The sequence below is a fragment of the Sphaerimonospora sp. CA-214678 genome, assembly GCF_050942215.1.
GTDB lineage: Bacteria > Actinomycetota > Actinomycetes > Streptosporangiales > Streptosporangiaceae > Sphaerimonospora.
The window spans coordinates 2,826,187-2,841,136 of record NZ_CP192056.1; the positions used below are offsets into that span (position 1 = coordinate 2,826,187).

Annotated in this window: 14 protein-coding genes; 11 read left to right on the forward strand and 3 right to left on the reverse strand. The window is 70.6% G+C overall.

Translation table 11 applies throughout. From position 1 onward, the window contains the following. Window positions 1-119: 119 nt before the first annotated feature. Entirely contained in the window at window positions 120-1,349 is a 1,230-nt protein-coding gene (locus ACQP1K_RS12670; RefSeq protein WP_433501076.1) for a Gfo/Idh/MocA family protein, read from the reverse strand. 190 nt (window positions 1,350-1,539) lie between these two features. Between ACQP1K_RS12670 and prcB the strand changes: the two genes are divergently transcribed. The 5 genes from prcB to ACQP1K_RS12695 all read left to right on the forward strand — a co-directional run bounded on the left by prcB (window position 1,540) and on the right by ACQP1K_RS12695 (window position 6,436). Next, a complete protein-coding gene (gene prcB / locus ACQP1K_RS12675; RefSeq protein WP_433501549.1) occupies window positions 1,540-2,355 on the forward strand; it encodes a proteasome subunit beta in 816 nt (271 codons plus the stop codon). Between the two features lie 26 nt (window positions 2,356-2,381). Next, window positions 2,382-3,212, forward strand: coding sequence for a proteasome subunit alpha (gene prcA, locus ACQP1K_RS12680; protein ID WP_433501550.1), 831 nt, complete (start codon window positions 2,382-2,384; stop codon window positions 3,210-3,212). 90 nt (window positions 3,213-3,302) lie between these two features. Beyond that, window positions 3,303-3,974, forward strand: coding sequence for a hypothetical protein (locus ACQP1K_RS12685; protein ID WP_433501077.1), 672 nt, complete (start codon window positions 3,303-3,305; stop codon window positions 3,972-3,974). Between the two features lie 40 nt (window positions 3,975-4,014). Further along, complete coding sequence (pafA, locus tag ACQP1K_RS12690) at window positions 4,015-5,373, forward strand: Pup--protein ligase (protein ID WP_055483476.1); 1,359 nt, start codon at window positions 4,015-4,017, stop codon at window positions 5,371-5,373. 73 nt (window positions 5,374-5,446) lie between these two features. Then, the gene (locus ACQP1K_RS12695; RefSeq protein ID WP_433501078.1) at window positions 5,447-6,436 is read left to right on the forward strand and encodes an FKBP-type peptidyl-prolyl cis-trans isomerase; all 990 of its coding nucleotides are present in this window, start codon (window positions 5,447-5,449) and stop codon (window positions 6,434-6,436) included. 199 nt (window positions 6,437-6,635) lie between these two features. On the opposite strand, the gene ACQP1K_RS12700 is transcribed toward ACQP1K_RS12695, so the two are convergent. Further along, window positions 6,636-7,721, reverse strand: a complete 1,086-nt coding sequence (locus ACQP1K_RS12700) for a DUF3866 family protein (RefSeq protein ID WP_433501079.1) — start codon at window positions 7,719-7,721, stop codon at window positions 6,636-6,638. Window positions 7,722-7,759: 38 nt separating this feature from the next. Here ACQP1K_RS12700 and ACQP1K_RS12705 point away from each other — a divergent pair, with 38 nt between their 5' ends. From ACQP1K_RS12705 to ACQP1K_RS12730, 6 genes are read left to right on the forward strand one after another with little or no spacing between them, the layout of a single operon-like run. Next, window positions 7,760-8,716 carry a helix-turn-helix transcriptional regulator gene (locus tag ACQP1K_RS12705; protein ID WP_433501080.1) on the forward strand — a complete coding sequence of 319 codons (957 nt, stop codon included), beginning with the start codon at window positions 7,760-7,762 and terminating at the stop codon, window positions 8,714-8,716. After that, the gene (locus ACQP1K_RS12710) at window positions 8,713-9,666 is read left to right on the forward strand and encodes a helix-turn-helix transcriptional regulator (RefSeq protein WP_433501081.1); all 954 of its coding nucleotides are present in this window, start codon (window positions 8,713-8,715) and stop codon (window positions 9,664-9,666) included. The genes ACQP1K_RS12705 and ACQP1K_RS12710 overlap by 4 nt, the downstream gene beginning before the upstream one ends. 17 nt (window positions 9,667-9,683) lie before the next feature. Further along, entirely contained in the window at window positions 9,684-9,881 is a 198-nt protein-coding gene (locus tag ACQP1K_RS12715; RefSeq protein WP_433501082.1) for a hypothetical protein, read from the forward strand. Between the two features lie 9 nt (window positions 9,882-9,890). Then, window positions 9,891-10,232 (forward strand): Sec-independent protein translocase subunit TatA, encoded by a 342-nt coding sequence (gene tatA, locus ACQP1K_RS12720; protein ID WP_433501083.1) that lies wholly within the window; start codon window positions 9,891-9,893, stop codon window positions 10,230-10,232. 57 nt (window positions 10,233-10,289) lie between these two features. Beyond that, window positions 10,290-11,141 carry a twin-arginine translocase subunit TatC gene (tatC, locus tag ACQP1K_RS12725; protein WP_433501084.1) on the forward strand — a complete coding sequence of 284 codons (852 nt, stop codon included), beginning with the start codon at window positions 10,290-10,292 and terminating at the stop codon, window positions 11,139-11,141. A 55-nt stretch (window positions 11,142-11,196) separates the two neighbouring features. Next, on the forward strand, window positions 11,197-13,920 hold the full coding sequence (locus tag ACQP1K_RS12730) for a DEAD/DEAH box helicase (RefSeq protein WP_433501085.1): 2,724 nt from the start codon (window positions 11,197-11,199) through the stop codon (window positions 13,918-13,920). Between the two features lie 127 nt (window positions 13,921-14,047). Here the strand turns inward: ACQP1K_RS12730 and ACQP1K_RS12735 are convergent, their stop codons facing one another. Beyond that, on the reverse strand, window positions 14,048-14,941 hold the full coding sequence (locus ACQP1K_RS12735; RefSeq protein WP_433501551.1) for a 5'-3' exonuclease: 894 nt from the start codon (window positions 14,939-14,941) through the stop codon (window positions 14,048-14,050). Between the last annotated feature and the right edge of the window lie 9 nt (window positions 14,942-14,950).

A 14,950-nucleotide genomic window follows, 5' to 3' on the forward strand; every position in this document is an offset into this window, starting at 1 on the left:
CCGACCAGTCGCGATCTCGACGGGGCGGAGCGCGGGCCGTACGAATTCTCCGGGACTTCCAGCGGGGCGGTGCATGAGCCGAGCACGCCCCGCTGTCCCGTTCCCGGGCGGTCTCGCGGTCAGGGGCCGCCGGCGCCCTGCTCGGCCTCCTCCGCGCATTCGCCGCCCAGCGGCGTCCCGGTGGAATCGGCGTAGGCACGGATGATCCGCTGGGCCGCGATGACGTCGCGCAGCGCCCCGCCGAGTCCGGTGAGCGGCGGCTCGTCCTGGGTGACGAACCGGTGGAAGGCGACGAGCTGCCGCTCGAAGGCCTCGGCGACGTCCAGGAAGACCGTCGTCCGCTCGGTGGTTCCCACGCGCGACCTGACGGAGAGCCGGGTCGGCGCGTTGAGCAGGTAGGGGGAGGGGAAGCACAGCTCCAGTGAGCCGTGCTCGTGGTGCAGCGTCACCGACTCGTGGTAGGCGGGGTAGCTCGGCAGGTAGTGCCAGCGCAGGCCGTACCTGCCGTGACCGGCGGCGGCCGGCGTCCCGGGCAGGGTCCCGGTCACCTCGATCGACGGCGGGAAGGCGTCAGGCGGCCACACGGCCACGTGGTCCACGGTCGGCGGGATCCGGGTGTCCTGCCCCCGGGAGTGCCGCTGACGCGGCCGCTGAGATGACCATGGGGACGGCCCCGGGGACGGCTCGGCGAACAGCCGCATGAGCGCCAGTTCGTGGCTCACGCTCCCCAGCAAAATCTCGGAGTAGAGGCGGCGCAGCCGATCCGGCGCGGCGCCGATGGCGGCGGTGACCGACCGCTCCGCGGCCTCCAGGTAGGGGGCGAGCCGCTCGGGACGGGGGGATCCGGACGCCCGCACGCGGGCGAACAGACGCTGGGACTCCTCGGAGGGATGCAGCACGGTGACGTCCAGATGGCGCACGCACTCCGGGCCGCCGACCTCGTGGAGGCACTCCAGCAGCCGCTGGACCGCGGGGTCGTACTGCTTCATGTAGCCGACCATCAGCCGGGCCTCGCCCGCCGCCGCCAGGTCGCGCACCTCGGCACGGCTGTAGGCCAGTGGCTTCTCGCACAGCACCCAGTGGCCGCGCTCCAGCGCGGCCCGCACGAGGGGGCCGTGACCGCCGGGGGTGAGCACGAGCACCGCCTCGACGCCGCCCGCGTCCAGCATCTCGGCCGGGTCGCCGTACGCCCGCGCGCCGAGCCAGCGGCCGACCTCACCGGCATGGTCGCGGTCCAGGTCGCACACGGCGGCCACCTGGAACATGTCCCACCGCCGGGCCAGCAGTGGCAGGTAGACGACCTGCGCGACCACGCCAAGCCCGACGACGCCCACCCTCAACGTGTCCATGGCCCCCGCCCCCCGCGTCACATTTTCACGGCATCACCGTCCCCAGGCCGGAACTCGTGGAAACCGTACGGCTCGGCCGCCGGTTCGCGTTCAGCTGATCGGGAAGAGTGCAACGAGTGGGGAGACATGAGTAGGGTCGGGCTAACAACGCACGCTTGGAGGGAGTCGCGTGGCATCTCAGCAGGCCTGGATGAACCACCTCTTCACTAACACGGGGTCGTCGTCGTTCACCGAGTTTCTCGGGGCCTATGCCCCGAATCTGCTGCCCACCCGGGAACGGGCGCTGGCGGCGCCGGTAGGCGACCAGATCCCGCACGCGACCACGATCGTCGCGGTGACCTGCGCAGGCGGAGTCGTCATGGCAGGTGACCGGCGCGCGACCTCCGGAAACATCATCTCGCAGCGGGACATCGAGAAGGTCTTCCGCACCGACGACTATTCCTGCATGGGCATCGCGGGCACCGCGAGCATGGGTCTGGAGGTGGCCCGGCTCTTCCGTGTGGAGCTGGAGCACTACGAGAAGACGGAGGGCAGGTCGCTGTCCACCGAGGGCAAGGCACAGCGCCTGGCCACCATGATCCGTGGAAATCTGGGCATGGCGATGCAGGGCCTGGCGGTCGTCCCGCTGTTCGCGGCGTACGACGAGAGCGCGGGCAAGGGCCGCATCTTCAGCTACGACGTGGGCGGCGGGCCGTACGAGCAGCACGATCACCACTCGATCGGCTCGGGTTCGATCTTCGCCAGGGGTTCGCTGAAGAAGCTGTACCGGCCGGACTCGACCCCACGGGTCGCGGCGCTGGCGTGCCTGCACGCGCTCTACGACGCGGCCGACGACGACTCGGCGACCGGCGGGCCCGACGTCACGAGGAAGATCTGGCCGGTGGTCGTCCTGATCACCGAGGACGGGTTCCGCCGACTGCCGGACGAGGAGGTCGCCGAGCTCGTCCAGTCCATGCTGGAGGGGCGGATGACCGATCCAGAAGGCCCGACCGCGCCGCTGCGCTGACGTAGAGAGGATCACCCCCGGTGTCCATGCCCTTTGGATATGCCTCACCCGAGCAGATCATGCGGGACAGGGCGGAGTATGCGCGTAAGGGCATCGCGCGTGGCCGCAGCGTGGTCGTCATGCAGTACGCGGACGGCATCCTGTTCGTGGCCCCCAACCCGTCCAAGGCCCTCCACAAGATCAGCGAGATCTACGACCGCATAGGATTCGCCGCGGTCGGGCGGTACAACGAGTTCGAGTCGCTCCGCCTGGCCGGCATCCGCTACGCGGACATCAACGGATACACCTTCAACCGCAACGACGTGACCGGCAGGGGGCTCGCCAACCTCTACGCCCAGCAGCTCGGGATGATCTTCACGGAGTCGATCAAGTCGCTGGAGGTGGAGATCGTCGTGGCCGAGGTCGGGGAGACCCCGGCCGACGACCAGATCTACCGGCTCACCTTCGACGGATCGGTCTTCGACGAGCAGGGGATGGCCGTCATAGGCGGTCAGTCCGACGCGGTGGCCGGACGGCTCAAGGAGCGGTACCGGGACGGGCTGCCGCTGCCGCGCGCGCTCGACGCGGCCCTGGCCGCGCTGACCGAGCCGGGCGGCGAACGGCCGCCGACCACCCAGCTGGAGGTGGCGGTCCTCGACCGGGGCAGGGAGCACCGCAAGTTCCTCCGGCTCACCGGCGCGCGCCTGGAGCGGCTGCTGGCCGAGGCGGCGGCCCAGGAGGCTCAGGAGGCCCCGGAGAGCCCGGAGAGCCCGGAGAGCCCGGAGAGCCCGGGAACCGGGGAAGAGGGCGCGGCCCCGGACGGCGGGGCGCCGCCGACCGCGCCGGAGGGCGACATCGACACGGGCTCACCCGAGTAGACCCAAGCCGGGCCGGAGCCGCCGGACCGCCGGGAGACGATGATCGAGGTGGTCACAACCAGATCGGGAGTTCGCTAGTCTCATCCGGTTATGACAACAGTTGACCTTTTCCGGCGGGCGGCGGTTCCGGCCGCTGCCGCTGCCGTACTCCTCTCCCTGACCGCCTGCTCCGGCGAGGCGGGCTCCCCCGTGGCCGCGACCGCGACGGTCACGGTCACGGCGACGCCGGCCGAGCCGTCCGCCGAGGCTCCGCCGGAGGAGCCGGAGGGCTCGGCGAGTCCCTCGGCCGGGCCGGTCGACCAGCCGGCCGAGGACGATGAGCGGCAGCCGATTTCGGACAAGACCCCGGCGGTGTTCGGCGAGGTCTTCCAGTTCGATCCCGGCCACGACTTCACCAAGGGCATCAGCCCGAGCCGCGACGGCGTCCTGCGCGGCGAGATGAGGGCGATGAACGACGCGAACGTGGCCGAGTACGTCCCGGTCCGCTGGGTGCCGGAATACGGCGGCTCGACCTCGGGCCACTTCGAGGGCCCGCCGGAGGGCGACGTGACGGCCTTCGCCGCGCCGATCGCCCAGAACGTCGTCTTCCTCAGCGCCGTCGGCTGTGACGGGAAGGACCAGACGATCGACAGCAACTATGTGGGAACCCAGCGCTGCTCCCGGGACAGGCTGATCTCCCTGGCCGACAAGGGCGGGCTGTACGGGCTGATCACGGTGAAGAATCGCCAGATAGTGAAGGTCGTCGAGATCTACACGTCCTGATCACTGTTCGACTGCCCGTTTCGGGGAATAGGGTTAGGTGATGGATCGACGCATCTTCGGGCTGGAGAACGAGTACGGCGTCACCTGCACGTTTCGCGGGCAGCGGAGGCTGTCACCGGACGAGGTGGCGCGGTACCTGTTCCGGCGAGTGGTGTCCTGGGGCCGATCAAGCAACGTCTTCCTGCGCAACGGTGCGCGCCTCTACCTCGACGTGGGCAGCCATCCGGAGTACGCCACCCCGGAGTGCGACAACGTCGTGGAACTGGTGACACACGACAAGGCGGGTGAGCGCATCCTGGAAGGTCTCCTCGTGGACGCCGAGAAGCGGCTCCGCGAGGAGGGCATCGCGGGAGACATCTACCTGTTCAAGAACAACACGGACTCGGCCGGCAACTCCTACGGCTGCCACGAGAACTACCTGGTCGGGCGGCACGGCGAGTTCGGCCGGCTGGCCGATGTCCTCATTCCGTACCTGGTGACCCGGCAGATAATCTGCGGCGCGGGAAAAGTGCTGCAGACCCCGCGCGGCGCGGTCTACTGCGTCTCGCAGCGGGCCGAGCACATCTGGGAGGGCGTCTCCTCGGCGACCACCCGGTCCCGGCCCATCATCAACACCAGGGACGAGCCGCACGCCGACGCCGAGCGGTTCCGCCGGCTCCACGTGATCGTCGGCGACTCGAACATGAGCGAGACCACCATGCTGCTCAAGGTCGGCGCGACCGACCTCGTGCTGCGCATGATCGAGGCAGGCGTGGTGATGCGGGACCTGTCGCTGGAGAACCCGATCCGGGCCATCCGCGAGGTCTCCCACGACATGACCGGCAGACGGCGGGTCCGGCTGGCCAACGGGCGGGAGGCCTCGTCGCTGGAGATCCAGCAGGAGTACCTCACCAAGGCGAGCGACTTCGTCGAGCGCCGCGGCGGCGACGAGATCAGCAAGCGGGTTCTGGAGCTGTGGGAGCGCACGCTCAGGGCGGTGGAGACCGGTGATCTCGACCTCGTCTCCCGGGAGATCGACTGGGTCACCAAGTACCAGATGATTGAACGTTACAGGCAGAAGTACGACCTGCCGCTGTCGTCGCCCCGGGTCGCACAGCTCGATCTGGCCTACCACGACGTGCACCGCAAGCGCGGGCTCTTCTACCTCCTGCAGAAGCGCGGGGCGGTCGAGCGCGTGGCGAGCGACGTCAAGATCTTCGAGGCGAAGTCGGTTCCGCCGCAGACCACGAGGGCCAAGCTGCGCGGAGAGTTCATCCGCAGGGCCCAGGAGAAGCGGCGCGACTTCACGGTCGACTGGGTGCACCTGAAGCTCAACGATCAGGCCCAGCGCACCGTGCTGTGCAAGGATCCGTTCCGCAGCGTGGACGAGCGGGTCGAGAAGCTGATCGCCGGAATGTGATCCTTTACATCCGGCAGACGGTGGGTTCGGGTAGTGTTTCCCGGACCCACTTGTCTTCCTGAGGAAACCTCACATGCGCTGCCGCACGGCAATCGCCGCCGCCACCATTCCCCTGCTGTTCGCCGCGGCCTGCGGCACTGCTCAGCGGACCACCGCCACCGGTGAGAGTGCCTCCGCCGGTGCCTCCGCCGGTGCGTCCGGGCCCGTGGTCTCCGCTGACGACATCAAGGTGGAGGGACAGGTCGGGACGAAGCCCAACGTCACCTTCCCGGCAGGGAGCCCCGCCCTCACCTCGATCTCCCGCACGATCGTCGAGGGTGAGGGCGCGCCGGCCAAGGACGGGGACATGCTCACCGCGAACGTCACCGTCTACACCTGGGACGGCAAGGAGAACAAGTCCGGGGGCTCGGCCTACGACCAGGGCAGGGCGGAGTTCGTCAGCGTCAGCCCGCAGCTGCCCAAGCCGCTGCACGAGGCCCTGCTCGGCGCGAAGCCGGGTAGCCGCAAGCTGGCGGTCATCGCCAAGGACAGCCTGGAAGCCGGGCAGGTCGAGGAGGCCAAGAACCAGGGGGTCGACTTCGGCACCAGCAACCAGGTGTTGGTGATCGACGTCGTGGGGGCCGTGGCGAAGTCCGTGGAGGGCACCGCCGTCGATCCCGGCGTCAAGGGCGTCAAGCTGGACAATCCGGATGGGGGCAAGGCGCCCGCGCTGAACACCAAGACCGACGCGAAGCCGTCCGGCAAGCTCGTCGTCAAAACGGTGATCAAGGGCACCGGGCCCGAGGTCAAGGCCGGACAGCAGATCATGGCCCACTACGTGGGCAAGATCTGGGGCAGCGACAAGCAGTTCGACTCGAGCTGGGACCGAGGCCAGCCGGCGTCCTTCGGTCTCGACCAGGTCGTGAAGGGCTGGTCCGAGGGCCTCACCGGCGTCACGGTCGGCAGCCGCGTGCTCCTCACGATCCCGCCGGACCTCGGGTACGGCAAGGACGGCAACGAGCAGGCCGGGATCAAGGGCACCGACACCCTGGTCTTCGTCGTCGACGTCCTCGGCGCCGCCTGACGGGTTTCCCAGGACCGGTCGCTGGGAAGACGAAGCCCGCACCGGCGACCGCGATGCCGCCGGCGCTCCGGGCGATCCGGTGCGGCGTGCGTTCCGTCGCTTCACGCACCGGACCGGCCCGGGAGCACAGCGCGCGTTCCGCGGTTCGGAAGGCATCCGGCGGACGGCGCCCGCCCGGGCGATCCTGCGCCTCGGCCCGTTATGAGCCGAGCAGGTCGGCGGCGTGGCGGCCGGCGGCGGCGGAGGCCAGGAAGTAGGCGAGGTCCTCCTCCAGCCCGCGGCCCATCGTGGACAGCCGGACCGGTGCGGCCTTGAGCGCGTCGAGCAGCCCGTCGACGGGCACGGTGACGAGGTCGTGCCGTACGGCCAGGGGCGCGGCCTGCTCGCGCACCCGATCGCCCAGCTCACCGGGCAGCTCGGGCAGCACGACCCGGGCCGGGGCCAGCGCCACCCGGCCGTAGGCGGTGAGCGAGTGATGGGACACCCCGATGTGGCGGTCGCGCCGGTCGCCCTCGCTGATCCGCAGGGCGGCGACCGGCCGGCCCGACAGCACGGCGGTGGCGTTCACCGCCTCGCCGGCGCACACGCCGGAGAACCCCCAGCGCGTGCCGGTGCCGAGATTGCCCGGCCCCTGGGCCACCACGGCGACGTCGGCGTCCAGCACATGGCGGGCCGCGAGCAGCCCGGTGTGCAGGGTGACGGCCTCCAGATCGCCGCCGAACGCCTGCCCGACCGTGATCACCCCGCACAGCCACTCACGCGCCTTCAGCTCGGCGCACGACATCGAGAACCACGCCGGCAGCGCGCCGCCGTCCTGCATCACGTACGCCACCCGGGGCCGCTCTCGGCCGCCGTCGCCTCCCGGGGCGTAGAGGCCGCACAGGATCGCGGGCAGCGCCGAGTGCAGGTCGGCGATCACGACCGGCATGCCGTCGAGCGAGTCGGCGTCCCTGAGCGCCTCGTGGTACGGCGAGCCCTGCTCATCCGCCCCCGCCACCGTCGCCTGCAGCGGCGTGTAGCGCGCCTTCACCAGATGTCCGGGGCCCGCGGGGTCCGGCGGCAGCCGGTCGGGCACCGCGACCACCATCGCGTACCCGCCCGTGCCGAGGCCCATGGCGAGCGCGGTCGTGTTGAGCAGTACGGCGTCGCCCGGTTCCGGCCGGCCCACCAGCGCGGGATAGGCCAGCGCCCGGCACGCGCCGTCCGCGGTGGCGACCTCCAGCTCCACCGCCCCCGGCCACTCCCGCCGGACCCGCGTCACCTCGCCTTTGCGCCATCGGATCACCAGGAAAGGGTAGCGTTCTCCTCGGAAGGGAGGCCCCCATGTCGCGGCGGAAGACCGAGCGGCTGCTCAATCTGGTGATCTGCCTGCTCGCCACGCACCGGCCGTTGAGCGCCGAGCAGATCAGGCACGCCGTCCCGGGTTACGACCCGGACAACGACGAGGCCTTCCAGCGCATGTTCGAACGCGACAAGAACGAGCTGCGCGAGATCGGCATCCCGATCGAGGTGCACAAGGACCCCTGGGAGGACGATCCGGGCTATCGGATCCCGCGTGAGGCCTACGAGCTGCCCGAGATCACCCTGGAGCCGGACGAGGCCGCCGTGCTCGGCCTGGCCGCCCAGGTCTGGCAGCGGGCCAGCCTCGCCGATGCGGCCGGCGGCGCGCTGCTCAAGCTCAGGGCCGGGGGCGTGCGGACCGATCTCGCGGAGAGCCCGCTGGAGCTGCGGCTGCACACCCGCGACCCGGCCTTCCCCACCCTGTGGGAGGCGGTGCGCGACCGGCGGGTGGTGACCTTCGACTACCGCTCGGCGGGCAGCGAGGCCGTGCTCACCCGGGTCGTCGAGCCGTGGGGCGTGGTGAGCCGCTACGGGAGGTGGTACGTCGTGGGGCACGACCGCGATCGGGACGCCTCCCGCGTCTTCCGGCTGAGCCGCATCACCGGCCGCGTGTCGACGGCGGGCCGCCCGGGGGCGTTCACCGTGCCCGATGGCGTCGATCTGCGGGCGATGGTCGGCTACCCCGAGCAGCCGGTCGAGCGGGTCGCGCTGGTTCTGGTACGGCAGGACACCTGCCAGGGTCTGCGCCACCTCGCCCGGGCCGTACGCACCGGGTCCGGCGGGTGGGACGAGGCCGAGGTGGTGTTCACCGACCCGGAACGGCTGGCGGGGTGGATCGCCAGCCTCGGCCCGCACGCGAAGGTCGTCGATCCGCCGGACGCTCGGGAGGCGGTCATCCGCCGGCTGAAGGGGGCGCAGAGGAAGGAGGCGCTGCGATGAGCTCCGACCGGCTGCCGCGGCTGCTGGCGCTCGTGCCGTACCTGATGTCGCATCCCGGGGCCGAGGTCTCCGAGGTGGCGCGGCTGTTCGGCCTGTCGGAGAAGCAGCTCATCGACGATCTGCAGCTCGTCTGGATGTGCGGCCTGCCCGGGCACACCCCGGGCGACCTGATCGACGTGTCGTGGGACGGCGGCGAGATCCTCATCGACAACGCCGACACGATCGCCCGGCCGCTGAAGCTGGGCGTGGACGAGGCCAGCGCGCTGCTGGTGGCGCTGCGCATGCTCGACGAGCTGCCGGAGTTCCAGGGCCGCGACGTGCTCGGCCGGGTGATCGCCAAGCTGGAGCAGGCGGCGGCCGAGGGCGCGGCCACGATCAGCAGCCAGGTGCACGTGGAGCTCGGCGCGGCGCCCGACGCCCACGCCGTGATCACCGACGCGGCCCGGCGGGGCCGGCGGCTGTCCCTGCGCTACTACGTGCCGGGGCGCGACGAGATCACCCCGCGCGAGGTCGACCCGCTGCGGGTGGTGCTCGTGGACGGTCGGCACTATCTGGAGGGGTGGTGCTATCGCGCCGAGGCGATGCGGATGTTCCGCATCGATCGGATCGTCGACGTCGAGGTCCTGGACGTGCCGGTCGATCCGCCGGCCGAGGCCGAGCCGATGGACGTGGCGGAGGGCGTCTTCCGGCCGTCCGACCGCGACGAGCTCGTCGAGCTGGAGCTCACCCCGGCCGGGCGCTGGGTCGCCGAGTACTACCCGTGTGAGGAGGTCACGGAGCTGGGCGAGGGCCGCCTGCGGGTGGCGCTGCGCGCCCGCGACCAGTCCTGGGTGGTACGGCTCGCGCTGCGGCTGGGCGACAGCGGGCGGGTGGTGTCCCCCGGGTCCCTGGCCGATCAGGTCGCCGCCACGGCCGAGGAGGCCCTGGCCAACTACGCGGCGGTGGGCTGACCCGTAGCATGTCGGGCATGACGTGGATCTTCGCGGGTGCCGCTCTGGCGGTCGCCGGGCTCGCCGTCCTGGCGGTCTTGACCGTACGGATGTTCGCCGCGGCGCGTGGCCTGGGCGCGGAGTTGGCCCGGACGAGGAGCATGCTGCCGGGGGAGGGGGACGAACCGCCCGGGTTGCGCGTACGATCGGGGGAGACAGCATGGCCCTCGCTTTAAGGACATGACATGCCCACTCTTGGTCCGATGGAATGGATTCTGATCCTTCTGGTTCTGATCCTCCTGTTCGGCGCGAAGAAGCTCCCGGACACCGCGAAGGCTCTGGGACAGTCGCTGCGCATGTTCAAGAAGGAGACCAGCAAGCTCAACGAAGACGAGTCCGGCGAGGTCGTGCAGGCCAAGGCGGAGCCCGCGGCGCCGGCGGCTCAGCTCCCGTCGGGCGGACAGTCGATCGAGGAGCGGCTGCGTGTGCTCGAGGAGGAGAACCGGCGGCTCAAGGACTCCCAGACCGTGGTCAACGCCCAGGCCCCCGTCAACGCGCAGGCGCAGAACGAGCGCAACCCCGGCTGAGACACACCACCGCGTTTCACCGGCCTCCCACCCGTCTCCTGACATAGGAATAGCGTGATGGCTCTGCTGAAGCGGTCGACTCCCTCCGTGCCGGACGACGGGCGGATGACTCTCATGGAGCACATCCGCGAGCTCCGCAACCGGTTGGTCAAGGCCATCTTGGCCGTCGTGGCGGGCACCGTCCTCGGGTTCGTCTTCTTCGAGCCCATCTGGAAGTTCCTGAAGCAGCCGTACTGCCGGCTCCCGCAGGCGCACCAGCTGGACGAGGACAAGTGCCTGCTGTTCGTCAACGGGGTGTTCGACTCGTTCTTCGTGAATCTCAAGGTCGCGCTGATGTTCGGCCTTGTGGTGTCGGCCGTGTTCTGGCTGTATCAGCTGTGGGCGTTCGTCACCCCCGGGCTCTACCAGAACGAGCGGCGCTACACCATCGCGTTCCTCGGACTCGCCGTGCCGCTGTTCACCGCCGGAGCGGCGCTGGCCTACTTCATCATGGACAAGGGGCTGGGGCTGCTTCTCGGCTTCGCTCCCGAGGACACGCTGAACATCCTCACCATCAACGAATACCTGAACTTCACGCTGGCGATGCTGGCGATCTTCGGTGTCTCGTTCCTGATGCCGCTGCTGATGGTGTTCCTGAACGTCGTCGGCGTGCTGCGGTTCGCGACCGTGGCCAAGCACCAGCGGATGGTCGTCTTCCTGCTGTTCGTCTTCGCGGCGGTGGCCACGCCCAGCCAGGACCCGATCAGCATGCTGATGCTGGCCCTGCCGATGGTCGGGCTGTTCTACCTCGCCCAGGCGATCATGTTCTTCCACGACAGGAGACGCGACGCCGCCGAGGCGGCTCACGCCCGTGCCATCGAGGAGGAGCTCGACGGTCCCGCCGCCACCTCCGACCCCGAGTCCCAGTAGGCGAGATCCGGTCGGCCGGACGGCCGGGAATCCGGTTATCGGTAGGGTTGGCGATATGAGTACGCCCGCGGAACGCTACGCCGCATTCCGTCAGCAGCAGGCCGAATCCGGGCCCGCTCTCACCTCGTTCCGTGGCCTGTACGACTTCGAGCTCGACGAGTTCCAGCTCGACGCCTGCCGGGCGCTTGAGGCGGGCGACGGCGTGCTGGTGGCGGCGCCGACGGGATCGGGCAAGACCGTCGTCGGGGAGTTCGCCGTCCACCTCGCCGTCGAGCACGGCAGCAAGTGCTTCTACACCACGCCGATCAAGGCGCTTTCCAACCAGAAGTACAACGACCTGGTCCGCCGGTACGGCGCCGCCAAGGTGGGCCTGCTGACCGGCGACAACAGTGTCAACGGCGAGGCGCCGATCGTGGTCATGACCACCGAGGTGCTGCGCAACATGCTGTACGCGGGGTCGCCCACGCTCGCCGGGCTCGCGTACGTCGTGATGGACGAGGTGCACTACCTGGCCGACCGGTTCCGCGGGGCGGTCTGGGAAGAGGTGATCATTCACCTGCCCGAGTCGGTCCGGGTGGCCGCCCTGTCCGCGACGGTCAGCAACGCCGAGGAGTTCGGCGAGTGGCTCGGCGAGGTCCGCGGCGACACCACCGTGATCGTCGACGAGCACCGCCCGGTCCCGCTGTGGCAGCACATGCTGGTCGGCAAGCGGTTGTACGACCTGTTCGTCCACGAGGACGACGACACCCAGCGGGTCAACCCGGCGCTGATGCGGATCACCAGGGACGAGGCCCGGCTGGCGCAGACGCGCGGCAGGCGGGGCTACTCGAGGCCGGGCCGGGCGAACACGCCCAACCGGGTGGACGTGATCGAGAAGCTCGACGACGAGGGGCTGCTGCCCGCGATCACCTTCATCTTCTCCCGCGCGGGCTGCGACGCCGCGGTCATGCAGTGCAGCTACGCCGGGCTGCGCCTGACCACCGACCGGGAGCGGATGGAGATCCGCCACGTCGTCGACGAGCGCACCGCGCACCTGCCCGACGAGGACCTCGCCGTCCTCGGCTACCTGGAGTGGCGCGACTGCCTGGAGCGGGGCCTGGCGGCCCATCACGCGGGCATGCTCCCGGCCTTCAAGGAGGTCGTGGAGGAGCTGTTCACCAGGGGCCTGGTCAAGGCGGTGTTCGCCACGGAGACGCTGGCGCTCGGCATCAACATGCCGGCCAGGTCCGTCGTGATCGAGAAGCTCGACAAGTGGAACGGTGAGACACACGCCGACCTCACCCCGGGGGAGTACACCCAGCTCACCGGCCGGGCCGGGCGGCGTGGCATCGACGTCGAGGGCCATGCCGTGGTGATCTGGCAGCCCGGCATGGACCCGCTCAGCGTCGCCGGCCTCGCCGGCACCCGGACCTACCCGCTGCGCTCCAGCTTCCAGCCGTCGTACAACATGGCGGTCAACCTGGTCGGCCAGGTCGGCCGCGACCGCGCCAGGACGCTGCTGGAGGACTCCTTCGCCCAGTTCCAGGCCGACCGTGCCGTCGTCGGGCTGGCCCGGCAACTGCGCAAGGCCGAGGAGGCGCTGGAGGGCTATTCCGAGGCCATGACCTGCCACCTGGGGGACTTCCAGGAGTACGCGGCGATGCGCAGGCGGCTGTCGGACCGGGAGGCCGAGCTGTCGCGCCAGCGCGGGGCGGCCCGCCGGGCCCAGGCCGTACGGTCCCTGGAGGTGCTGCGGCCGGGCGACGTCATCCGCGTGCCCGGCGGCCGCCGCGCGGGCCTTGCGGTCGTGCTCGACCCGGGGGTGAACCCGGCGAACGGGCGCGGCGACGGACCCTCGCCGCTCGTGCTGACCATCGGCAAGCAGGTCAAGCGGCTGTCGGCGGCGGACTTCCCGGTGCCGATCGAGCCCCTCGAGAAGATCAGGATCCCGAAGGGCTTCAACGCGCGCTCGCCGAAGGAGCGGGCCGACCTCGTCTCCACCATGCACGCCAAGATCGGCGACCGCGATCTCGGCAAGCCCACGCGGGCACGCGACCACACCATGGAGGACGAGGAGGTGACCCGGCTGCGGCGGGAGCTGCGCCGGCATCCCTGCCACGGCTGCGACGAGCGCGAGGACCACGCCCGCTGGGCAGAGCGCTACCACAAGCTGCTCCGGGAGACCGAGGGGCTGCGCCGCCGGGTCGACAGCCGCTCCCACGTGATCGCCCGGACCTTCGACCGGGTCTGCGGCGTGCTCGACCAGCTCGGCTATCTGGACGGCGAGACGGTCACCGCGCACGGCCGGCGCCTGGCCAAGATCTACACCGAGCTCGACCTGCTCACCTCCGAATGCCTGCGCGCGGGCGTGTGGGAGGCGCTCGACCCGGCCGAGCTGGCCGCGTGCGTGTCGTCGCTGGTGTACGAGTCGCGGCAGTCGGACGACACGCGCAGCCCGAAGATCCCCGGTGGGGCGGCGCGTGAGGCACTCGCCGAGATGGTCCGGCTCTGGGGTGAGCTGGAGGAGATCGAGCGAGATCACGGTCTGTCGTTCGTCCGCGAACCCGATCTCGGATTCGCCTGGGCGGCCTTCCGCTGGGCCAGGGGTCACAATCTGGACGCCGTGCTCACCGACTGCGACCTCGCGGCGGGCGACTTCGTGCGCTGGGTCAAGCAGCTGCTCGACCTGCTCGGCCAGCTCAAGGACGCCGCGCCGCGCGGGGCGAAGGTGGGCGACAACGCGGCCAAGGCGATCGAGGCCATGCGCCGGGGCGTCGTCGCCTACTCCTCGGTGAGCTGAGCCCGCGGTTCAGGCGAGTGGTCTCGGGCGAGGCGGTCCAACGGCCTGGTCGAGCGACGGTTCGACGGCAGGGGATTCGACGGCGGGGCTCAGCGGCAGGGCTCAGTGGCAGGGGCTCGGCGACGGTTCACCCCAGGGCGGCGAGCAGGCGGTTCAGCGGGCTGTCGAGGCCGTACCGCTCGGACAGGGCGACCAGGCGTTCCGGATCGCGCGGCTTGGCCGGGCGGGTCAGATCCAGCGCGGGGAGCGGCGCGTCCCGCGCCACCCAGACCACGGCGGGGGCGACCTCCAGGTAGTCGCGGGCCGCCACGAGCTTGTTGCGTACGCCGCCGGTGAAGCCGTCGGTGGCGCCCGCGTCGAGTGCGGCCAGCATGGCGGACAGCGAGCCGAACCGGGTGATCAGCGCCGCGGCCGTCTTCTCGCCGATCCCGGCGACCCCGGGCAGGCCGTCGCTCGGGTCGCCGCGCAGGGTGGCGAAGTCCGCGTACGTTCGGCCCGGAATTCCGTACTTCTGGCTGATAAATGCCTCATCGACCACTTGAAGGTTACGAATGCCCCTTACTGTGTAAAGGGCTCGGCAGGGTTTCGCGTCGTCGACGAGCTGGAACAGGTCCCGGTCGCCGGTGACGATGTCCACCGCTCCGGTCGCCCCCGCCGCCAGCGTGCCGATCACGTCGTCGGCCTCGTAGCCGGGAACGCCGACACGGGCGATGCCGACCGCGTCCAGGACCTGCTCGATCACGGGCACCTGCGGGGCGAGCGCGTCGGGCACGGTCTCCGCGCCGTCGTCGGTCGCCACCCGGTGGGCCTTGTACGACGGGATCGCGGCCACCCGGAACGCGGGCCGCCAGTCGGCGTCCATGCATGCCGCGAGCCGGGTGGGGGAGTGATCCCGGACCAGTGAGGCCATCATGTCGATGAGCCCCCGCACCGCGTTCACCGGCATGCCGTCCGGAGCCGTCACCGACTCCGGGACGCCGTAGAACGCGCGGAAGTAGAGCGACGGAGTGTCGAGAAGCATCAGCACGAG